At 67.0% G+C, this 17759-nt stretch carries 17 protein-coding genes; 12 read left to right on the forward strand and 5 right to left on the reverse strand.

Annotation, left to right across the window (positions count from 1 at the left end; all coding sequences use genetic code 11):
• Nucleotides 1-173 precede the first annotated feature (173 nt).
• From JCQ34_RS00455 to JCQ34_RS00500, 10 genes are all read left to right on the forward strand, one after another.
• Nucleotides 174-863, forward strand: coding sequence for an HD domain-containing protein (locus JCQ34_RS00455; protein ID WP_286400756.1), 690 nt, complete (start codon nucleotides 174-176; stop codon nucleotides 861-863).
• A gap of 96 nt (nucleotides 864-959) precedes the next feature.
• Nucleotides 960-1754: an IclR family transcriptional regulator gene (locus tag JCQ34_RS00460; RefSeq protein WP_286400758.1), complete on the forward strand. Its 795-nt coding sequence runs from the start codon at nucleotides 960-962 to the stop codon at nucleotides 1752-1754.
• A gap of 125 nt (nucleotides 1755-1879) precedes the next feature.
• Complete coding sequence (locus JCQ34_RS00465; RefSeq protein WP_286400759.1) at nucleotides 1880-3157, forward strand: cytochrome P450; 1278 nt, start codon at nucleotides 1880-1882, stop codon at nucleotides 3155-3157.
• Nucleotides 3158-3162: 5 nt separating this feature from the next.
• Entirely contained in the window at nucleotides 3163-4236 is a 1074-nt protein-coding gene (locus JCQ34_RS00470) for a PEP/pyruvate-binding domain-containing protein (RefSeq protein WP_286400761.1), read from the forward strand.
• Between the two features lie 61 nt (nucleotides 4237-4297).
• Nucleotides 4298-6166: a PEP-utilizing enzyme gene (locus JCQ34_RS00475; RefSeq protein WP_286400763.1), complete on the forward strand. Its 1869-nt coding sequence runs from the start codon at nucleotides 4298-4300 to the stop codon at nucleotides 6164-6166.
• Between the two features lie 37 nt (nucleotides 6167-6203).
• Nucleotides 6204-6953 carry an SDR family NAD(P)-dependent oxidoreductase gene (locus JCQ34_RS00480; protein WP_286400765.1) on the forward strand — a complete coding sequence of 250 codons (750 nt, stop codon included), beginning with the start codon at nucleotides 6204-6206 and terminating at the stop codon, nucleotides 6951-6953.
• Nucleotides 6954-7003: 50 nt separating this feature from the next.
• On the forward strand, nucleotides 7004-7324 hold the full coding sequence (locus JCQ34_RS00485; protein ID WP_286400767.1) for a 2Fe-2S iron-sulfur cluster-binding protein: 321 nt from the start codon (nucleotides 7004-7006) through the stop codon (nucleotides 7322-7324).
• Between the two features lie 2 nt (nucleotides 7325-7326).
• Complete coding sequence (locus tag JCQ34_RS00490; RefSeq protein WP_286400769.1) at nucleotides 7327-8628, forward strand: NAD(P)/FAD-dependent oxidoreductase; 1302 nt, start codon at nucleotides 7327-7329, stop codon at nucleotides 8626-8628.
• A 30-nt stretch (nucleotides 8629-8658) separates the two neighbouring features.
• Nucleotides 8659-9429, forward strand: coding sequence for an HD domain-containing protein (locus JCQ34_RS00495; RefSeq protein WP_286400771.1), 771 nt, complete (start codon nucleotides 8659-8661; stop codon nucleotides 9427-9429).
• Nucleotides 9426-10943 carry an aldehyde dehydrogenase family protein gene (locus tag JCQ34_RS00500; protein ID WP_286400773.1) on the forward strand — a complete coding sequence of 506 codons (1518 nt, stop codon included), beginning with the start codon at nucleotides 9426-9428 and terminating at the stop codon, nucleotides 10941-10943. Before JCQ34_RS00495 ends, JCQ34_RS00500 begins: the two co-directional genes overlap by 4 nt.
• 91 nt (nucleotides 10944-11034) lie before the next feature.
• On the opposite strand, the gene JCQ34_RS00505 is transcribed toward JCQ34_RS00500, so the two are convergent.
• Both JCQ34_RS00505 and JCQ34_RS00510 read right to left on the reverse strand, forming a co-directional pair.
• Entirely contained in the window at nucleotides 11035-12018 is a 984-nt protein-coding gene (locus JCQ34_RS00505) for a trypsin-like serine peptidase (RefSeq protein WP_286400775.1), read from the reverse strand.
• Nucleotides 12019-12159: 141 nt separating this feature from the next.
• A complete protein-coding gene (locus JCQ34_RS00510; protein WP_286400777.1) occupies nucleotides 12160-12732 on the reverse strand; it encodes an MOSC domain-containing protein in 573 nt (190 codons plus the stop codon).
• A 61-nt stretch (nucleotides 12733-12793) separates the two neighbouring features.
• On the opposite strand from JCQ34_RS00510, the gene JCQ34_RS00515 reads away from it, so the two are divergent.
• Nucleotides 12794-13756, forward strand: a complete 963-nt coding sequence (locus JCQ34_RS00515; protein WP_286400779.1) for an alpha/beta hydrolase — start codon at nucleotides 12794-12796, stop codon at nucleotides 13754-13756.
• On the opposite strand, the gene JCQ34_RS00520 is transcribed toward JCQ34_RS00515, so the two are convergent.
• From JCQ34_RS00520 to JCQ34_RS00530, 3 genes are all read right to left on the reverse strand, one after another.
• Nucleotides 13753-16140: an excinuclease ABC subunit UvrA gene (locus tag JCQ34_RS00520; protein WP_286400781.1), complete on the reverse strand. Its 2388-nt coding sequence runs from the start codon at nucleotides 16138-16140 to the stop codon at nucleotides 13753-13755. The two genes, JCQ34_RS00515 and JCQ34_RS00520, sit on opposite strands and share 4 nt — an antisense overlap.
• 95 nt (nucleotides 16141-16235) lie before the next feature.
• Nucleotides 16236-16655 (reverse strand): VOC family protein, encoded by a 420-nt coding sequence (locus JCQ34_RS00525; RefSeq protein ID WP_224024085.1) that lies wholly within the window; start codon nucleotides 16653-16655, stop codon nucleotides 16236-16238.
• Nucleotides 16652-17101: a helix-turn-helix transcriptional regulator gene (locus JCQ34_RS00530; RefSeq protein WP_286400786.1), complete on the reverse strand. Its 450-nt coding sequence runs from the start codon at nucleotides 17099-17101 to the stop codon at nucleotides 16652-16654. The genes JCQ34_RS00525 and JCQ34_RS00530 overlap by 4 nt, the downstream gene beginning before the upstream one ends.
• Before the next feature lie 223 nt (nucleotides 17102-17324).
• Here JCQ34_RS00530 and JCQ34_RS00535 point away from each other — a divergent pair, with 223 nt between their 5' ends.
• Nucleotides 17325-17726: a CBU_0592 family membrane protein gene (locus JCQ34_RS00535; RefSeq protein ID WP_286400788.1), complete on the forward strand. Its 402-nt coding sequence runs from the start codon at nucleotides 17325-17327 to the stop codon at nucleotides 17724-17726.
• Nucleotides 17727-17759: the final 33 nt, after the last annotated feature.

Below are 17759 nucleotides of genomic sequence, written 5' to 3' on the forward strand. Positions count from 1 at the left end.
TCACGCCGGGCAGGTTTTCAGTCGGCGGACGAGGCGGGTCCCCGGGTTTCCGGGGTTTCCCCGCCCCAGGCGGGCCGAAAGCGTGCCGTGAGTGCCGCCGTCGTCCGCCCGAACGATTCCGCTGGCCGGAAGCACGGGTTGCTGCGGACAAGTGCTCTGGGCAGGCTGGATGGATGACGAAGCTGCAGCACGCCGCCAACCACTCGGGCCTCGACGCCGCCGCTGTTGCCTCCGGAATCGAACCGGATCCGGCAGGGGTCATTGCGCTGGACCCGGTGCTCGCAGGGATCTGGGAACTCGCCGCGCCATACCTGAAGGTCCGGGACAACGACGCCCACACGCTGTACGCCTTCGGCCTGGCCCGCGCCCTGCTGGACGCCCACCCGGAAGCCGACGCCGCCGTGGTCCTTCCCGCCATCATGCTGCACGACATCGGCTGGTCACAGGTTCCGCCCGGTGACGTCCTGGCCGCCATTGCACCGGGCGGCGGCAGGCCGGAACTGGTGCTGCTGCACGAAAAGGAGGGGGCGCGCCTGGCCGCGGACATCCTCGCGGAGTGCCGTTACGACCACACCAGGATCCCCGCCATCCTGGACATCATCGACGGCCACGATTCCCGGCGGGAAGCCCTCTCCATCGAGGACGCCATCGTCAAGGACGCGGACAAGACGTGGCGCCTCAGCCCGCACGGCATCGACACTGTCATGGACTGGTTCGGGCTGGACCGCGGGCAGGCCCTGCGGCTGTGCTCCCAGCGCGTGCACGGCCACCTGTTCACCGCCGAGGCGCAGGCCATGGCGCGGGCGCTGTCAGCCCTGGAATCGGTCACCCTCTGGCCCCAGCGGCAACGCCTGCTTGGCTGACCGGGAAAGCGGCGCGGCCAAGACCCGTTCCCGCGCTTAGACTCTTTCCGGACGCTGCAGGCACCTTGGCCCAGCGCCAGGAGCGAGGAGGCCCCCATGGCCGGCGGCAGCCGCGACCCCGGACGCACCGTGACGTCCAAAGTGCTGTCCATCCTGGAAGCATTCGAAACCTCCCGCGGCGCCCTCAGCCTGACCGACATTGCGGACAAATCCGGGCTGCCGCTCAGCACCGCGCACCGCCTGGTGAACGAACTGACCGACTGGGGATTCCTGTCGCGGGAACCGAACGGCCGCTACCAGCTGGGGATCCGGCTGTGGGAGCTGGCGCAGAACACCGGCCGCCAGCTGCGCGACGCCGCCCACCCCTACATCCAGGACCTGTTCTCGCTCACCGGCGAAACGGCACACCTGGCCATCCGGGCCGGCAACGAAGTCCTGTACATCGACCGGGTCTACGGCTCCAAGCGCGTGCCCCGCGCATCCCGGGTGGGCGGCCGCCTGCCCATGCACGCCACCGCCGTCGGAAAAGTCATCCTGGCGTTCGAAGACGACTGGGTGCGCGACGCCTACCTGCACCGGGACCTGGAGCGCGCCACCGCCCACACCCACATCGACCCGCAGAAATTCACCGCCGAGCTGGTGGACATCCGTGCGCAGGGCTACGCCACCACCCTCGAGGAAGTGCGGCTTGGCTCCTGCTCCATTGCTGTCCCGGTGTTCCATACCGGCCGGATCGGCGCCGCCATCGGCCTGGTGCTGCCCACCGCCCAGGCATCCACCATGACCCGGTACCTTCCCGTCCTCAAGGGCATCTCGGCCCAAATCGAAAAGGCCACCGCGCGGATCCCCTTGGAGACGCTGATCGGCGTCCACAAAGCACCCCGCGGCTGACCCCGATCGCTTCCGTCCAGTGGAACCCGGTGCTGTTCCCGCCCGGTGATGTGGACCACACTGGTCACTAAGAAACCCCCGCCGCCCCCAAGGTGCCGGGCGGAGCCAAGTCACCAGGAGTCAACATGTCATCGTCGACAGAAACGGCTGGCCGCTGTCCTTTCGGGTACGGCGCCGAAGCCCCCGCCGGGCACCACGGCTACGAACCCTTCCAGATGAAGGATCCCTTCACCGCCTACGCAGAGCTCCGGGCCGAGCAGCCCGTGATGTTCGATGAGCGCACCGGCCTGTACGTCGTCTCCCGGTACGACGACATCAAAGCCGTCTTCGAGGACTGGGGAACGTTCTCCAGCGAAAACGCCCAGGCCCCGGTCCGGGAACGCGGACCCGCCGCGAAAAAGATCATGGAAGAGGGCGGCTTCACCGCCTACTCCGGCCTGTCCGCGCGCCGCCCGCCGGAGCACACCCGCATCCGCGCCGTAGTGCAGAAGGCCTTCACGCCCCGCCGCTACAAGGCGCTGGAACCGTTCATCCGGCAGAACGTGGTGGACCTGCTCGAAAAGATGCTGTCCCGCGAAGAGCGCCGCGGGGACCTGGTCAAGGACCTGGCCTACGACGTTCCCACCATCACCATCCTCACCCTGATCGGGGCGGACGTTTCCCAGGTGGACACGTTCAAGCGCTGGTCCGACTCCCGGGCCGCCATGACCTGGGGCGATCTGAGCGACGAGCAGCAGATCCCGCACGCCCACAACCTGGTGGAGTACTGGCAGGAATGCCTGCGCCTGGTCCGGGTGGCCCACGAAGAGGGCGGCGACAACCTCACGGCGGACCTGGTCAAGGCCCAGCAGGACGGCGCCGAGATCTCGGACCATGAAATCGCCTCGGTCCTCTACAGCCTGCTCTTTGCCGGACACGAGACCACCACCACCCTCATCTGCAACGCCCTGCGCGAGCTCCTGGCCCGCCCGGAGCAGTGGCAGCAGCTGGTGGACGATCCCAAGAAAATTCCCGCCGCCATCGACGAGGTCCTCCGCTACGCCGGCTCCATCGTCGGCTGGCGCCGCAAGGCCCTGAAGGACACCGAGGTGGGCGGGGTTCCCATCGAGCAAGGCTCGCAGCTGCTGCTCCTGATGGGCTCGGCCAACCGCGACGAAACCAAGTTCGAGGCCGGGGAGGACTTCGACATCACCCGGCCCAACGCCCGCGAGCACCTCTCCTTCGGGTTCGGCATCCACTACTGCCTGGGCAACATGCTCGCCAAGCTGCAGGCAAAAATCGCTCTCGAGGAAGTGGCCCGGCTCGCCCCCGGCCTGCAGCTCGACGCCCCGGAGGACATCGCCTTCCGCGAAAACCTGTCCTTCCGTGTTCCCGAGACCGTTCCTGTCACTTGGAAGGCCTAAGCACCATGCAAAACAACAAATACGTTCAGTTCTTCGACGGCGGCATCGAGCCAAAGCTTGAAAACCTCGGCGGCAAGGGCGCGTCCCTGGTCACCATGACCTCAGCCGGCATGCCCGTTCCGCCCGGCTTCGTCGTCACCACCGCGCAGTTCGATGCCTTCATGGACGAAGCCGGCATCACGGCGAAGATCCACGAACTGCTCGCTGGGCTGGACCCTGAGGACACCCGGCAGGTGGACCAGGTGTCCGCAGCCATCCGCGAGGACATCTGCTCCCGGCCGGTGCCTGAAAAGCTGCGCAGCCTGACCATCGAGGCCTACGGATCCCTGATGGGACGCTTCGACGCGCCTGTTCCGGTGGCCGTCCGGTCCAGCGCCACCGCGGAGGACCTGCCGGATGCGTCGTTCGCCGGGCAGCAGGACACCTACCTCTGGCTGGACGGCGTCAAGGCCGTCACCGAGCACATCCGCCAGTGCTGGGCTTCGCTCTACACGTCCCGCGCCATCATCTACCGGCTCAAGAACAGCATCCCCAACGAAGGCCTGTCCATGGCAGTGGTGGTGCAGAAGATGGTCAACTCCAAGGTCTCCGGCGTGGCCATCACCATGGATCCCACCAACGGCGACCGGTCCAAGATCACCATTGATTCCTCCTACGGCGTGGGCGAAATGGTGGTGTCCGGCCAAGTCACCCCGGACAACATCGTGCTGGACAAGGTGACCCTCGCCGTCGTCACCGAACACCTGGGCGACAAGCACGCCGAACTGGTCCCCGACTCCGGTGCCAGGCGCCTGGTGGAACGCGAGGTCGACGACGAACGCCGGGGCCGCCGCAGCCTCACCGATGCGGAACTCACCGCCGTCGCCCAGATGGCCAAGCGGGCCGAGAAGCACTACAAGTGCCCCCAGGACATCGAATGGGCCCTCGACGCCGACCTCCCCGACGGTGAAAACCTGCTGCTCCTCCAGTCCCGGCCGGAAACGGTCCACTCCTCCAAGCTGGTGACCGCGCCGCAGCCCGTCGTCACCGGCGGCTACTTCAGCGGACTGAGCACCCCCGCGCTCAAGCCGACCGCCTGACCCGAAACCCAAGGCTTCACCCCACCAAGGCTCACCGCCGAGCCCTCCCGAAAGGACCGCCATGTCCATGAAGTCGTTCCCCAAGCCCTCCGAGCTGCCGGTTCCCGCCGGGGCCGAAGGCTGGGAAAAGATCTACCCCTACTACCTGGTCTTCCAGGACAAGCTCAAGGAGCAGGAGGACGCCAAGTTCTGGTTCTGCGACAGCCAGCACTGGCCCACCGTGTTCAAGCCCTTCGAGACCATCGGCGGCGAATTCGCGGTCAAGTGCCTGGGCCAGTACAACGCCCGGCACCTGATGATCCCCAACGCCAACGGCATCGAGTTCCGCATCCACCTGGGCTACCTCTACATGTCCCCCATTCCCGTCCCGGAGGACCAGATCGCCGCCCGCGTGCCACTGTTCGAGCAGCGCGTCGGCCACTACTTCCAGAACTGGGAGCAGCTCCTCAAGGACTGGCACGTCAAGGTCAAGGGCACCATCGACGAGATGGAAACCATCTCCTTCCCCAGGCTTCCGGACATGGTCCCCATGGAGGACATCACCTCCGGCAAGGGCAAGGACGGCTCCGAGAAGCTCCTGGAAAGCTACGACCGCCTCATCCAGCTGGCCTACCAGAACTGGCAATACCACTTCGAGTTCCTGAACCTGGGCTACATCGCCTACCTGGACTTCTTCAACTTCTGCAAGCAGGTCTTCCCCAACATCCCGGACCAGTCCATCGCCAGCATGGTCCAGGGCGTGGACATGGAACTGTTCCGCCCCGATGACGAGCTCAAGCAGCTCGCCAAGCTCGCCGTCGAACTGGGCCTCCAACCGCACTTTGGAAACACGGACGACGTCGAAGCTACTTTGGGTGCCATCGCCGCCGCCCCGGGCGGGGACCGCTGGCTGGCCCAGTACGAAGGTGCCAAGCACCCGTGGTTCAACTTCACCGTGGGCAACGGCTTCTACGGCCACGACAAGTACTGGAACGTGAACCAGGAAATCCCGCTGGGCTACATCGCCGACTACATCCGGCGCGTGGACGAAGGCCAGGAAATCATGCGTCCCGTCGACGCCCTGATCACCGAACGCGACCGCATCATCGAGGAATACCGTGACCTCCTCGAAGGCGACAACCAGGCAGTCTTCGACGCCAAGCGCGGCCTCGCCGCCACCGCCTACCCCTACGTGGAGAACCACAACTTCTACATCGAGCACTGGACCATGGGCGTCTTCTGGCGCAAGATCCGCGAACTCTCCCGCATGATGCACGCCGAAGGTTTCTGGACCCAACCGGACGATCTGCTCTACTTGGGCCGCAACGAGGTCCGCGATGCCCTCTTCGACCTCGTCACCGGCTGGGGCGTCGGGGCCAAGCCCATCGGCCCCGACTACTGGCCCGAGGAGATCGAACGCCGCCGCGGCATCGTGGACGCCCTCAAGACCGCCCGCCCCGCGCCCGCCCTGAACACCCCGCCGGCCTCCATCACCGAACCCTTCACCCGGATGCTCTGGGGCATCACCACCGAACAGGTCCAGCAGTGGCTGGGAGCCGGTGAAGAAGTGGAAGGCGGCGGACTCCGCGGCATGGCCGCCTCACCCGGCGTGGTGGAAGGCCTGGCCCGCGTGGTCACCGACGCCGACCAGCTCTCCGAAGTCCAGCAGGGCGAGATCCTGGTGGCCACGGTGACGGCACCCTCCTGGGGACCCATCTTCGGCAAGATCAGCGCAACGGTCACGGACATCGGCGGCATGATGAGCCACGCCGCGATCGTGTGCCGCGAATACGGCCTGCCGGCCGTCACCGGAACGGGCTCCGGGTCAACCACCATCAAGACCGGGCAGCGGCTGCGTGTGGACGGCACCAAGGGCACGGTCCGGATCCTGGACGCCGAGGACGACCTTGTGGTTGCCGGCCCCGGCGCCCACAGTCACAGCCATGTCTGATCTGGACATGCCCTCGGGAGAATATTCCACTGAGGGCATGAATGAAAGAACGGTCCTCATCACGGGAGCCGCCGGTGGGCTGGGAAGGGCGTTCGCGCTCGGCTTTGCCGGCCGCGGATACCGGGTGGCGGTGGCCGACATCAACCTCGAAGGTGCCGAACAGACCGCCAAGCTGGTCCGCGAGGCCGGCGCCGGCGCCGGCGCCGCAGCCTTCGCCGCCGACGTGACCGATGTGGACTCCACGGAGCAGCTCGCGAAAAGCTGCGCGGAGTTCGGGAACGGCCGTATCGACGTCGTCCTCAACAACGCCGCCGTCTACGCGGGGGTGACCCGCAGCCGCTTCGAGGACATCGATCCGGCCGAATGGGACCTGGTGATGAACGTCAACCTCAAAGGCCCCTGGCTGGTGACCCGCGCCGCCAGCCCCTACCTGGCCGAGGGCGGGCGCGTCATCAACCTCTCCAGCGCCACGATCTTCAGCGGCTCCGAACAATGGGCGCACTACGTCGCCTCCAAGGGCGGCGTGGTGGCCCTCACCCGGGTCATGGCCAAGGAACTGGGCCGGCGTGGGATCACGGTGAACGCCATCGCCCCGGGGTTCACTCTCACCGAAGCCAGCTACGGGCTCATGGAAAACGCCGAGAACTACGGCGTGGACCGCGGGGCCATCAAACGCGCCAGCCAGCCCGAGGACATCGTGGGCGCCGCCCTGTTCCTCGCCGGGCCGGACAGCTCCTACTACACCGGCCAGACCATGGTGGTGGACGGCGGCCGGCAGTTCATCTGACCGGCCACCCCCGCCACCATCGAAACCAACTTCAACCAAGGAGGACCACAATGCCAACGGTTCACTTCACCGACGCAGAAGGCACCGTCCGGGACGTCGAAGGCAACGCAGGCGATTCGGTCATGGAAACCGCGGTGCGCAACGGCGTCCCCGGCATCGTGGCCGAATGCGGCGGCTCGCTGTCCTGCGCCACCTGCCACGTCTTCGTCCGCGAGGACTGTGCCTCGCAGTTGCCCCCTATGGAGGACATGGAGGACGAGATGCTCTACGGCACCGCCGTGGACCGCGAGGACAACTCCCGGCTGTCCTGCCAGCTCCGCCTGACGGAAGAGCTCGAACTCTTCGTCACCACCCCCGAAACCCAGGTGTAGCCATGGGAACGCAGGCAGTGGAGCAGGAAACCGAAACGGCCACGGTTCCTACCCGGACCGGGCTCCTGATCATCGGCGCCAGCCAGTCCGGCGTGCAACTGGCGGTATCGCTCCGGGCGCTGGGATTCGACGAACACATCACCCTCCTGGGGGACGAGGACCACCGCCCGTACCAGCGGCCGGCCCTGTCCAAGGAGTTCCTGCAGGGCACCGTGGAAAGCGAATCCCTCATCTTCCGGTCCAATGACTACTGGGCCGAGCACAACGTGGACCTGGTCAAAGGCGAATATATCGTCCGGATCGACAAGGAACCGGACGGCTCCGGAGTGGCGCACGCCTCCTCCGGCCGGGAGTTTCCGTTCAAGCGGCTGGCCCTCACCGTGGGAGCCCGCGCCCGGAACCTGGAAATCGAGGGCAGCGGCCTGGACGGCGTGCTCTACCTCCGCAACGCCGACGACGCCCTGGCGCTGAAGGCCAAGGTGGGCGACGCCACGGATGTGGTGGTGATCGGCGGCGGATTCATCGGCCTCGAGGCCGCGTCCAGCCTGCAGAAGATGGGAAAGAATGTCACCGTGCTCGAGTTCGGCCCCCGCCTGGTGGGTCGGGCCGTGGGGGAGGAGACCGCCGAATACTTCCTGCAGGCCCACCGGTCCCGCGGACTGGACATCCGCCTCAACACCAGTGCGGCGCGCTTCACCGCAGACGACGGCGGCACGCGCGTTGCCGCCGTCGAACTCCAGGACGGGACGGTCCTGCCGGCACAGATCGTCCTGATCGGCATCGGCGTCATTCCCAACACCCAGCTGGCGGAACAGCTGGGCCTGGCCGTGGACAACGGCGTGGTGGTGGACCGGTTCGCGCTGGCCTCCGACGGCACCACGGTGGCTGTGGGGGACGTCGCCAACATGCCCAACCCCGTTCCCGGCTCCGAGCCCGGGGAACGGATCCGGCTGGAAAGCGTCAACAACGCCATCGAGCACGCCAAAGTGGCCGCGTATTCGCTGACCGGACGGCGGGAGGAATACGCCGGCATCCCCTGGTTCTGGTCCAACCAGGCCGACCTCAAGCTGCAGATCGCCGGGCTGTGCAGCGGCTACGACCAGACCGTGGTCCGGAACGACCAGGAACGCGGAAAATTCAGCGTCCTCTACTACCGGCAGGGCCGCATCATCGCCGCGGACTGCGTGAACGCGCCGCTGGACTTCATGGCCGTCAAGAACGCGCTCGCCAAGGGCCTCAACATTCCCGCCGAAGCCGCCGCAGACCCCGGCACCCAACTCAAGACCATCACCACGGACAGCTAGCCGCGAGGCCGGCAAACCCGAAGGAGCATTATGAGCACCCCCAAGACGCAGTTTGCCCCGGCGGAGCCCGGCACTGCCGCCGGGAGCGCCCCCGGCACCGCACCGGACACGGGCGACGCCCTGGCCGATGCCTTCGCCGCCGCCTACAGCGTCCGCCCCATCCCCGCCGCGGGTCCCGTGGACACCACCCCCATTGCCGGCACCCCCGCGGCCGTGGATTCGCTCGATGCGCTCTGGAAGGCAGTGGTCCACGAAACCAGGGCCCGCGGCAACGACATCCACCTGCCCATCTCTCTGGCCTTCGCCGAACGGCTGTGCCGGGCCTACCCGGACGCGGACGCCGAACTGGTGCGGGTCGCCACGCTGCTGCACGACACCGGCTGGGCCCACGTGGATGAGTCCCGGATCCTTTCGGAAGGGTTCGCGGGGGACTGGCGCAAGGCCGCCATCCGCTATGAGCATGAGAAGCAGGGCTGCGACGTGGCACGCCGGGTCCTTCCCGGTCTGGGCTACACTCCCGGGTTCGTGGACAAGGTCTGCGCAATCATCGACGGCCACGACACCCGGCCCGTGGCCCGCTCCCTGGAGGACGCGCTGATGCGTGACGCGGACAGGCTGTGGCGGTTCGACCACGCCGGCATCGCCCTGGCCTCATCCTGGTTCGGGATGGATCCCGCCACCTACACGGACCGGCTGGCCGCCGATATCATCCCCGAACTCATCACCGAGGCCGCCTTCGAGATGGCCACCGCGGACCTCGGCCGGTCCAACGCGCTGCTGAAGACGGCGGTGATCCGATGACCTCCGCTACGCATGACGCACCGGCCCTGGCCGCGCGGTCCGGCCTGGCCCTGCCGCACACCCACGTGGATACCATCTACGTCGACGGCGCCTGGCAGCCCTCCCGGGGCACCGGCAGGAATCCGGTCACCGACCCCGCCACCGGCGAAGTCTGGGGCTCGGTCCCGGACGGCACGCCGGAGGACGTGGACGCCGCCGTCGGCTCCGCCCGCAAGGCGTTCGGCGGCGGGTGGCCAAGGCTGGCACCCTCCGAACGGGCCGCCTACCTGCTCCGGATCGCCGATGAAGTGGAGAAACGCGCCGACGATCTCTCCCTGACCAACTCCCGGGAGAACGGATCCCCGGTGGCCGAATCCTCCGGCGCCGCGGCCAACGCCGCCGGCATCCTGCGCTACTTCGCCACCCTGGCCGGGTACCTGGAAGAGGAGGACGTCCGTCCCTTCCCCCGCGGCGGCGGCGAATCCGTGGTGCGGCGCGATCCCCTGGGCGTCTGCGCCCTGATCGCCCCGTGGAACTTTCCCATCAACCTGGTGATGATCAAGCTGGCGCCCGCGCTGCTCGCCGGAAACACCGTGGTGATCAAACCGGCGTCGCCAACCCCGCTCTCCATCCGGGTGATCATCGATGCCATCGCCGCTGCAGGCGTCCCGGCCGGCGTGGTCAACCTGGTCACCGGCTCCGGCCGCCTGGGCGACGTACTGGTCAAGCACCCCGGTGTGGCCAAGGTGGCGTTCACTGGATCGACGCCGGTGGGCCGGAAGATCGCCGCGGCCTGCGGTGAGCTGCTGCGCCCGGTCACGCTGGAGCTGGGCGGCAAGTCCAGCGCCATCGTGCTGCCGGACGCGGACCTGGACGCCATGTCCCGGGTGCTGATCAAGTCCTCCATGCGCAACACCGGGCAGACCTGCTACATCTCCACCCGCATCCTGGCCCCGGCCAGCCGTTACGACGAGGTGGTGGACATGGTCACGGCCACCATCGCCGCCGGGAAGCAGGGCGACCCCCTGGATCCGGACACGGTGTTTGGCCCCTGCGCCACCGAAGCGCAGTACCGGACGGTCATGGAGTACGTCGAGTCCGGGCTGGCTGAAGGCGCCCGCGCCACCACCGGAGGGCGCCCTGCGTCGCTGACCGGAGGGCTGGAGAACGGCTACTTCATTGAACCCACGGTGTTCGCCGGCGTCACCCCTGACATGCGGATCGCCCGCGAGGAGATCTTCGGGCCGGTGATCACCATCCTCAAATACAACGACGCCGGTGGCAGCGTCGAAGAGGCAGTGGCACTGGCGAACAACACCGAGTTCGGCCTGGGCGGCCTGGTGTTCGGCCGGGACGAGGACGCCGCGCTCGCCGTGGCGGACCGCATGGACACGGGGTCAGTGGGACTGAACTTCTTCGCCTCCAACCACTCCGCCCCGTTCGGCGGCCGGCACGACTCCGGGCTGGGCACCGAGTACGGGATCGAAGGCCTCAACGCCTACCTGAGCTACAAATCCATCCACCGGAAGGCGTAGGCAGTACAACTTCCACACAAAAGGTCCGGCCGGTGTCAGCCACCGGCCGGACCCTCAGCGTCACGCCGCGGTCCGCTCCAAGGCGTCCGCGTTAAAGAGCGGAGGATGCGGAGTTGTATGCCTGCTGGATCACTGAGCCCCAGTACGGGCCATACATTTTGGTGGAGTTGCTGCCGTAGCCGTAGCTGTTGACCGAGTTTTGGTAACCGCTGGAGCTGGTGCCGATGAACCAGGGTCCACCCGAGGAACCGCCCGTCATGTTGCACGGAATTCCCTGGCTGTTGAACTGGGGATTGTAGGGATCGTTGGTGGCGGTGCCGGAGCAGCTCTTCAGGGATTCGCCGTTGAACGGTGAGGCTGCCGGGTAGCCGAATGCCTTGTAGGCGAGACCACGGGCGGCGTTGAAGCTGACGCCGGAGGCTCCGACAACGTCGGCCAGGTTGCGGCCGTTGAGCTGGCTCATCACGGCAAAGCCCGTGTCGTACTCCATGCTGCCGGACGAGCTCCACTGGGTGGGGGCGTAAAGTGCCTTGGCGGTCCACTTTCCGTAGGGCGCGGAGCCATTCAGGTACGCGGGAACGAATGTGAACTTGGTGGCAAAGGCTCCCGGACCTTCGTTGAGGCAGTGGCCGGCGGTGGAGACTGTGTTCCTGTTGGTGGACGCCACCGAGTTTGCCGAGCAGACATAGTTCGTGCCGCCGAGGGTGAAGAACACCTTGCCGATGTGGGGCACGGGGCTCTCGCTGGCGTTGGCCTTGGTCTGGATCTGGGGTGCGGAGCCCTGGATCCTGGTTTCCTGGCCCTTGGCCTGTTCCGGGAGCACTGCCGGGCTGGACTTCTGCCGGTCCACAGCCTTCTTCGCCAGAACGTCAGCGGGGATGGCCGAGCGCATGCGTTCGGGTGTCCAGTAGTCGGCGCCGGTGGTGTCGGTGACGGCCGCGCTGCTGACGCCGGCAACGTCCTTCGTGTCCGACGGTGCGGGAGCCGCCGTTGCCTGACCCGCTGAGCAGAGGGCGAACAGTGCTGCTGAAGTGAGGCTCATGAGGCTTGTGGCCAGAGTCCTGGTTGATGTCATAGCTGTCCTCGGTAGGTTCGGGTGAAGCGGACCTGAGTTGTGGTTCGCTGGGGATGAACCTATCACCGGTATGACAAGCTTGTAAATAATATTCTTCAATCAGTTAATGACTAAACGGATCTGTAATCTTTCGCACCAGGACTAGGGCAGCCGTGACGGCCGGAGCAGGCTTGGCTCGCCGGCCAGGCTGGAGTCCAGCGGCACCGGGCTGACCAGCACGGCGGGGCCGCGGTGCAGGAATCCGCTTGAGACGGCGCGGCAGCGGATGCCGCCGCGGCCTCGCATGGCGGGGTGCGCCCCTGGTGCCAGCATTTCGTTCATCCACGCGCAGGGCTGGGCGTGCCGCCCACCGTGCAGGGATACCGAGGAGCCGCCGGATTCCAGCACGAAGTCCTGCCCCAGCAGCGGGGCGAGCTGGGCTCCTCGCAACACCACGTTCCGGCGGGTCAACAGGGGATTGAACGGCGCCGCGCCCAGTTCGGCGGCGATGGCTTCGAGGGATTCGACGGCGAACAGGGTCACCGCGGCATCCATGTGTGCGGCCTTGCCGAAGAACCGGTCGCCCACGATGCCCTTGCCGGCCACCACCTCGGCCTGGTCCGCATCAGTGGTGGGGACGTCGGCGGCTCCGTCGCGGGCACGGCCGAAGTAGGCATGCGCGGGTGAGACCAGCAGGTGCAGGATCTCGACGTCGTACCGGAAGTTTTCGGGCATACGGCCAGCGTAAGCCAGGCCGGCATTGCAATCCTGCCGCCGGATGGAAGGATCAGGAACCATGGACACCTCACCCAGCAACCGGACCAGCGCGCCGCCCCGAAGACGGACGGCCATTTTCTGGGTATCAGCGGTCTGTGCCGCAGCACTGGTGGGCGTTGCCCTGTGGATGTTGGCCGGCAATCCTGCCGTTCTGGGCGGCCACCCGTTGCTGCCGGGAATCCTGCTCGTTGCCCTTGCGGGGGGATTGGCGTGGGCGGTGCTGCTGTGGCTCCGCCGCGATGTCCCACGGCCCCGCTCCCGTGTCCGCGCCGTCGGTGCGTGGGCGGCCAGGCTTGCCGTTCTGGCGCTCGCTGCCGGCCTGGCCTGGCTCAACCCCTTCCCGTACCAGACGGGAGCGACGGCGGAGGCAGGCCCCGCGTCGGACCTCACTGTCACCGAAACCGCCACCGCCATCACCATGTCACCCGAGGGAAGCACAACCACCAAAGGATTGGTCTTCTACCCCGGCGCACGCGTGGACGCCCGGGCCTACCAGGACATCCTGGCCCCCGTGGTGGGGGCCGGGTACCGGGTGGTCATCCTGAAGGAGCCGCTCGGGCTCAGCCTGCTGGACGGCAACCAGGCCCGCAGTGCCATCCAGGACAACCCGGACATCACCACGTGGGCCGTGGGCGGCCACTCGCTCGGCGGTGTCTCTGCATCCTCGTTCGCCCTCCACAATGCTGAAATCAAGGGCCTGGTCTTGTACGCCTCCTACCCGGTGGAGTCGCTGCACGGCCGGACCGGTCTGTCAGTCCTGTCCGTCTCCGGGAGCAGCGATGGGCTGAGCACCCCTGCAAAGATCGATGCCTCCCGCCAGCTGCTGCCCGCTGACACCGAATTTGCCGCTGTCCGGGGCGGAGTGCATGCCTTCTTCGGCGACTACGGCAACCAGCCGGGCGATGGTGAGCCCGCCGTAAGCCGGGTATCCGCCCAGCAGCAGATCGCCGCGGCCACCGTGTCATTCCTCGGGCGGCTCTAGGCGCCCACGTACGCTGCCAGGTGCTGGCCGGTGAGCGTGGCCCGGGCGGCCACCAGGTCAGCCGGGGTGCCCTCGAAGACGATCCTGCCGCCGTCGTGCCCTGCTCCCGGTCCGATGTCGATGATCCAGTCCCCGTGCGCCATCACCGCCTGATGGTGCTCGATGACGATCACCGACTTCCCGGAATCCACCAGCCGGTCCAGGAGGCCCAGCAGCTGTTCCACGTCGGCCAGGTGCAGGCCCACGGTGGGTTCGTCCAGGATGTAGACGTCCCCGGCCTCAGCCATCTGCGTGGCCAGCTTGAGCCGCTGGCGCTCGCCGCCGGACAGGGTGGTCAGCGGCTGGCCAAGAGTGATGTAGCCCAGCCCCACATCCGCCAGCCGGTCAAGGACCTTGTGCGCGGCGGGCGTCTTCGCCTCGCCATCGGCAAAATACGCCAGCGCCGCGTCCACGGACATGTCCAGCACGTCGGCGATGTTTTGCCCAGCCAGGGTGTATTCCAGGACCGCGGGCTGGAAGCGGCGGCCCTCGCAGTCCTCGCAGGTGGACTCCACCGTGGCCATGACGCCGAGCTCGGTGAAGATCACGCCGCCGCCGTTGCAGGTGGGGCATGCACCCTCGGAGTTGGAGCTGAACAAGGCAGGCTTCACTCCGTTGGCCTTGGCGAAGGCCTTGCGGATGGGCTCCAGCAGCCCGGTGTAGGTGGCCGGGTTGCTGCGCCGGGAGCCTTTGATGGCGCCTTGGTCGATCACCACCACGCCCTCCCGCTTGGCCAGCGAGCCGTGGATCAGCGAGCTCTTCCCGGACCCGGCCACGCCGGTTACCACGCACAGCACGCCGAGCGGCACATCGACGTCCACATCCTGCAGGTTGTTGGTGGACGCGCCACGGACCTCCAGGGCGCCCGTGGCGTTCCGGAAGGACTCCTTGAGGCGGGCGCGGTCGTCCAGGTGCCGGCCGGTGATGGTGTCGCTGGAACGCAGACCGTCCACGTCGCCTTCGTAGACGATCTCGCCGCCGCCGGTGCCGGCCTTGGGGCCGAGGTCGACGACGTGATCGGCGATGGTGAACATCTCCGGTTTGTGCTCCACCACCAGGACGGTGTTGCCTTTGTCCCGCAGCTGCAGCAGGAGCGTGTTCATCCGCTCGATGTCGTGCGGGTGCAGGCCGATGCTCGGCTCATCGAAAACGTAGGTGACGTCGGTGAGCGAGGAGCCCAGGTGGCGGATCATCTTGGTCCGCTGCGCCTCGCCGCCGGAGAGGGTGCCTGCCGGGCGGTCCAGGGAGAGGTAGCCAAGGCCGATCTCGGCGAAGGAGTCCAGCAGGTCCCGCAGCCCGGCGAGCAGCGGCCGGACCGAGGGCTCATCCAGTTCGCGGATCCACTGCGCCAGGTCGCTGATCTGCATGGTGCACAGGTCCGCGATGTTCTTGCCGTTGATCCTCGAGTTGAGGACTTCCGGGGTGAGCCGGGTCCCGCCGCAGTCCGGGCAGGTGGCGAAGGTGACGGCCCGCTCCACGAACCGCTTCACGTGCGGCTGCATGGCCTCCACGTCCTTGGAGAGCATGGACTTCTGGATCTTGGGGATGACACCCTCGAACGTGAGGTTGACGCCTTCCACCTTGATCTTGGTGGGTTCGGCGTACAGCATCGTGTCCAGTTCCTTGGCCGTGAACTTGGCGATCGGTTTGTCCATGGGCAGGCCCATGCCCTCGAACAGGCGGCCGTACCAGCCGTCCATGGAGTAGCCGGGGACGGTGAGGGCGCCTTCATTCAGGGACTTCGAGTCGTCGTACAGTGCCGCGCGGTCGATGTCGCTGATGTTGCCCATACCCTCGCAGCGCGGGCACATGCCGCCCAGATAGGTCACCTGGCGGACCACGTTCTTTTCCACCCGGCCGCCCTTTTCGGTGCTCATGATGCCGCTGGCCTTGCGGGTGGGAACGTTGAAGGAGAACGCGGTGGGCGGGCCCACGTAGGGCTTGCCAAGGCGGCTGAACAGGATCCGCAGCATGGCGTTGGCATCGGTGGCGGTGCCCACGGTGGAGCGGGGGTTGGCACCCATCCGCTCCTGGTCCACGATGATGGCCGTGGTCAGCCCTTCCAGCCGGTCCACGTCCGGGCGGGCCAGGCTGGGCATGAACCCCTGGACAAAGGCGCTGTAGGTTTCGTTGATCATCCGCTGTGATTCGGCGGCGATGGTGGCGAACACCAGCGAGCTCTTGCCGGAACCGGAAACACCCGTGAACGCGGTCAGCCGGCGCTTTGGCAGGTCAAGGCTGACGTCCTTCAGGTTGTTTTCCCGTGCGCCCTGCACCCGGATCAGGTCGTGGCTGTCGGCGATGTGCAGCGCCTGCCTGGTTTCGATGTCGGCTTCCGTGCTCAAGGTGTTCCCCCTCTTCCTGGAGCGGCGCCGGGCGGAGGCTGCGCTGGCAGCCGCCTGTCCGGCGTCGTCCGTTGTATACGTGTCTGTTTATATGCCTAAGGCTGCTGGTTGATACGGACCGTGTTGCCGGCGGGATCGCGGAAGGCGCAGTCCCGGATGCCGTACGGCTGGTCAATGGGTTCCTGCACAACGTCCGCGCCGGTTGCCTCCACTTTGGCGAAAGCGGCGTCCACGTCGGGGGAGGAGAGGACGATGGTGGCATAGGTGCCCTTGGCCATCATTTCGGTGATGGTGCGGCGCTCGTCCTCGGTGATGCCCGGGTCCACTGCCGGCGGGTGCAGGACGATGGAGACGTCCTTCTGGCCGGCGGGGCCCACGGTGATCCAGCGCATGGTGCCGCGGCCCACGTCGTTCCGGATTTCGAAGCCGAGCGCGTCGCGGTAGAAGGCCAGTGAGGCGTCGGGATCGGTGGCGGGGAGGAAGGTTGAGGAAATGTTGATGTCCATGCCAGTCATGCTAGTAACGCCCCAACAGCCGGCGCTTCTCGATTCCTGACCGGTCTGCTGACCTGCTTTTCGACGCATGCAGGAATGCCCGCCGTTGCGCGTTCCGCCTCCTGCTTGTAGACACTCGGCGGCATGCCCACCAGCTCGCTGAAGCGGGTGCTGAACGTTCCCAGCGAGGAACAGCCCACGGCGAAGCAGACATCCGTGACACTGAGGTCGCCTTTGCGCAGCAGCGCCATGGCCCGCTCGATGCGCCTTGTCATGAGGTAGCTGTAGGGCGATTCGCCGTAGGCCAGCTTGAAGCGGCGGCTGAAATGGCCGGCGGACATGTGCACGTCCTTCGCCAGCGATTCGACGTCCAGCGGCTTGGCGTACTCGCGGTCCATCCGGTCCTTGACCCGCCTCAGCTGGGTGAGTTCGCGGAGGTAGGGATCGGAAGGAGGGCTGCTGGTCACAGCTTCGATCGTGCTACGGCGGGCGGGCCTTGTCCAGACGTGGCGAGTATCACGTTTCGCCGGTAAAAGCGGTGTCCGGGCGCGGGATATGATTATGCCGCTGACCAGCATGAGGTCCTCGCCCGAACAGGGCTCGAGTAACCCGGCATCCGGCAAAACCAACCCGTTACACCCCCTCCTGAACCTTGCCCGAATACTGCTCGGGGACCCTTGAAAGGACGCCATGAATCTGCTGTGGGAACTCGCCGGATGGGCTGGCGCTGTTGCGATTCTCAGTGCGTACCTTGCCGTTTCCATGGGTTGGCTGAAGGCGGGGAAGGGCTTCCAGACCGCCAACCTCTTCGGTTCCGTGGCCTTCATCATCAACGGCACCCTGCACAGCGCCTGGCCCTCCGTTGTCACCAACGTGGCCTGGTTCCTGATCTCGGCCGTGGCGCTGGTCCGCATGCGTGCGGAGGAGGCGGCCGCCGAGCCGGTCGAGGCTGCCCATGTCCAGTACCCGGGCGTCCCGGACTCCACGGGCCAGATGGCCGTCGTCGAGGCCTTAACCGAGGCGCTGCCGGTGGTCTCTTCAGCTGTTGGTTCCGCGCCGGCTGTGGCGGACGGGCCGCGCCTGGCGCTGTAGCCCGGCTGGCGCGCCTGAGTGCACGATCGTCCA

It is taken from the genome of Pseudarthrobacter defluvii (assembly GCF_030323865.1).
Lineage (GTDB): Bacteria > Actinomycetota > Actinomycetes > Actinomycetales > Micrococcaceae > Arthrobacter > Arthrobacter sedimenti.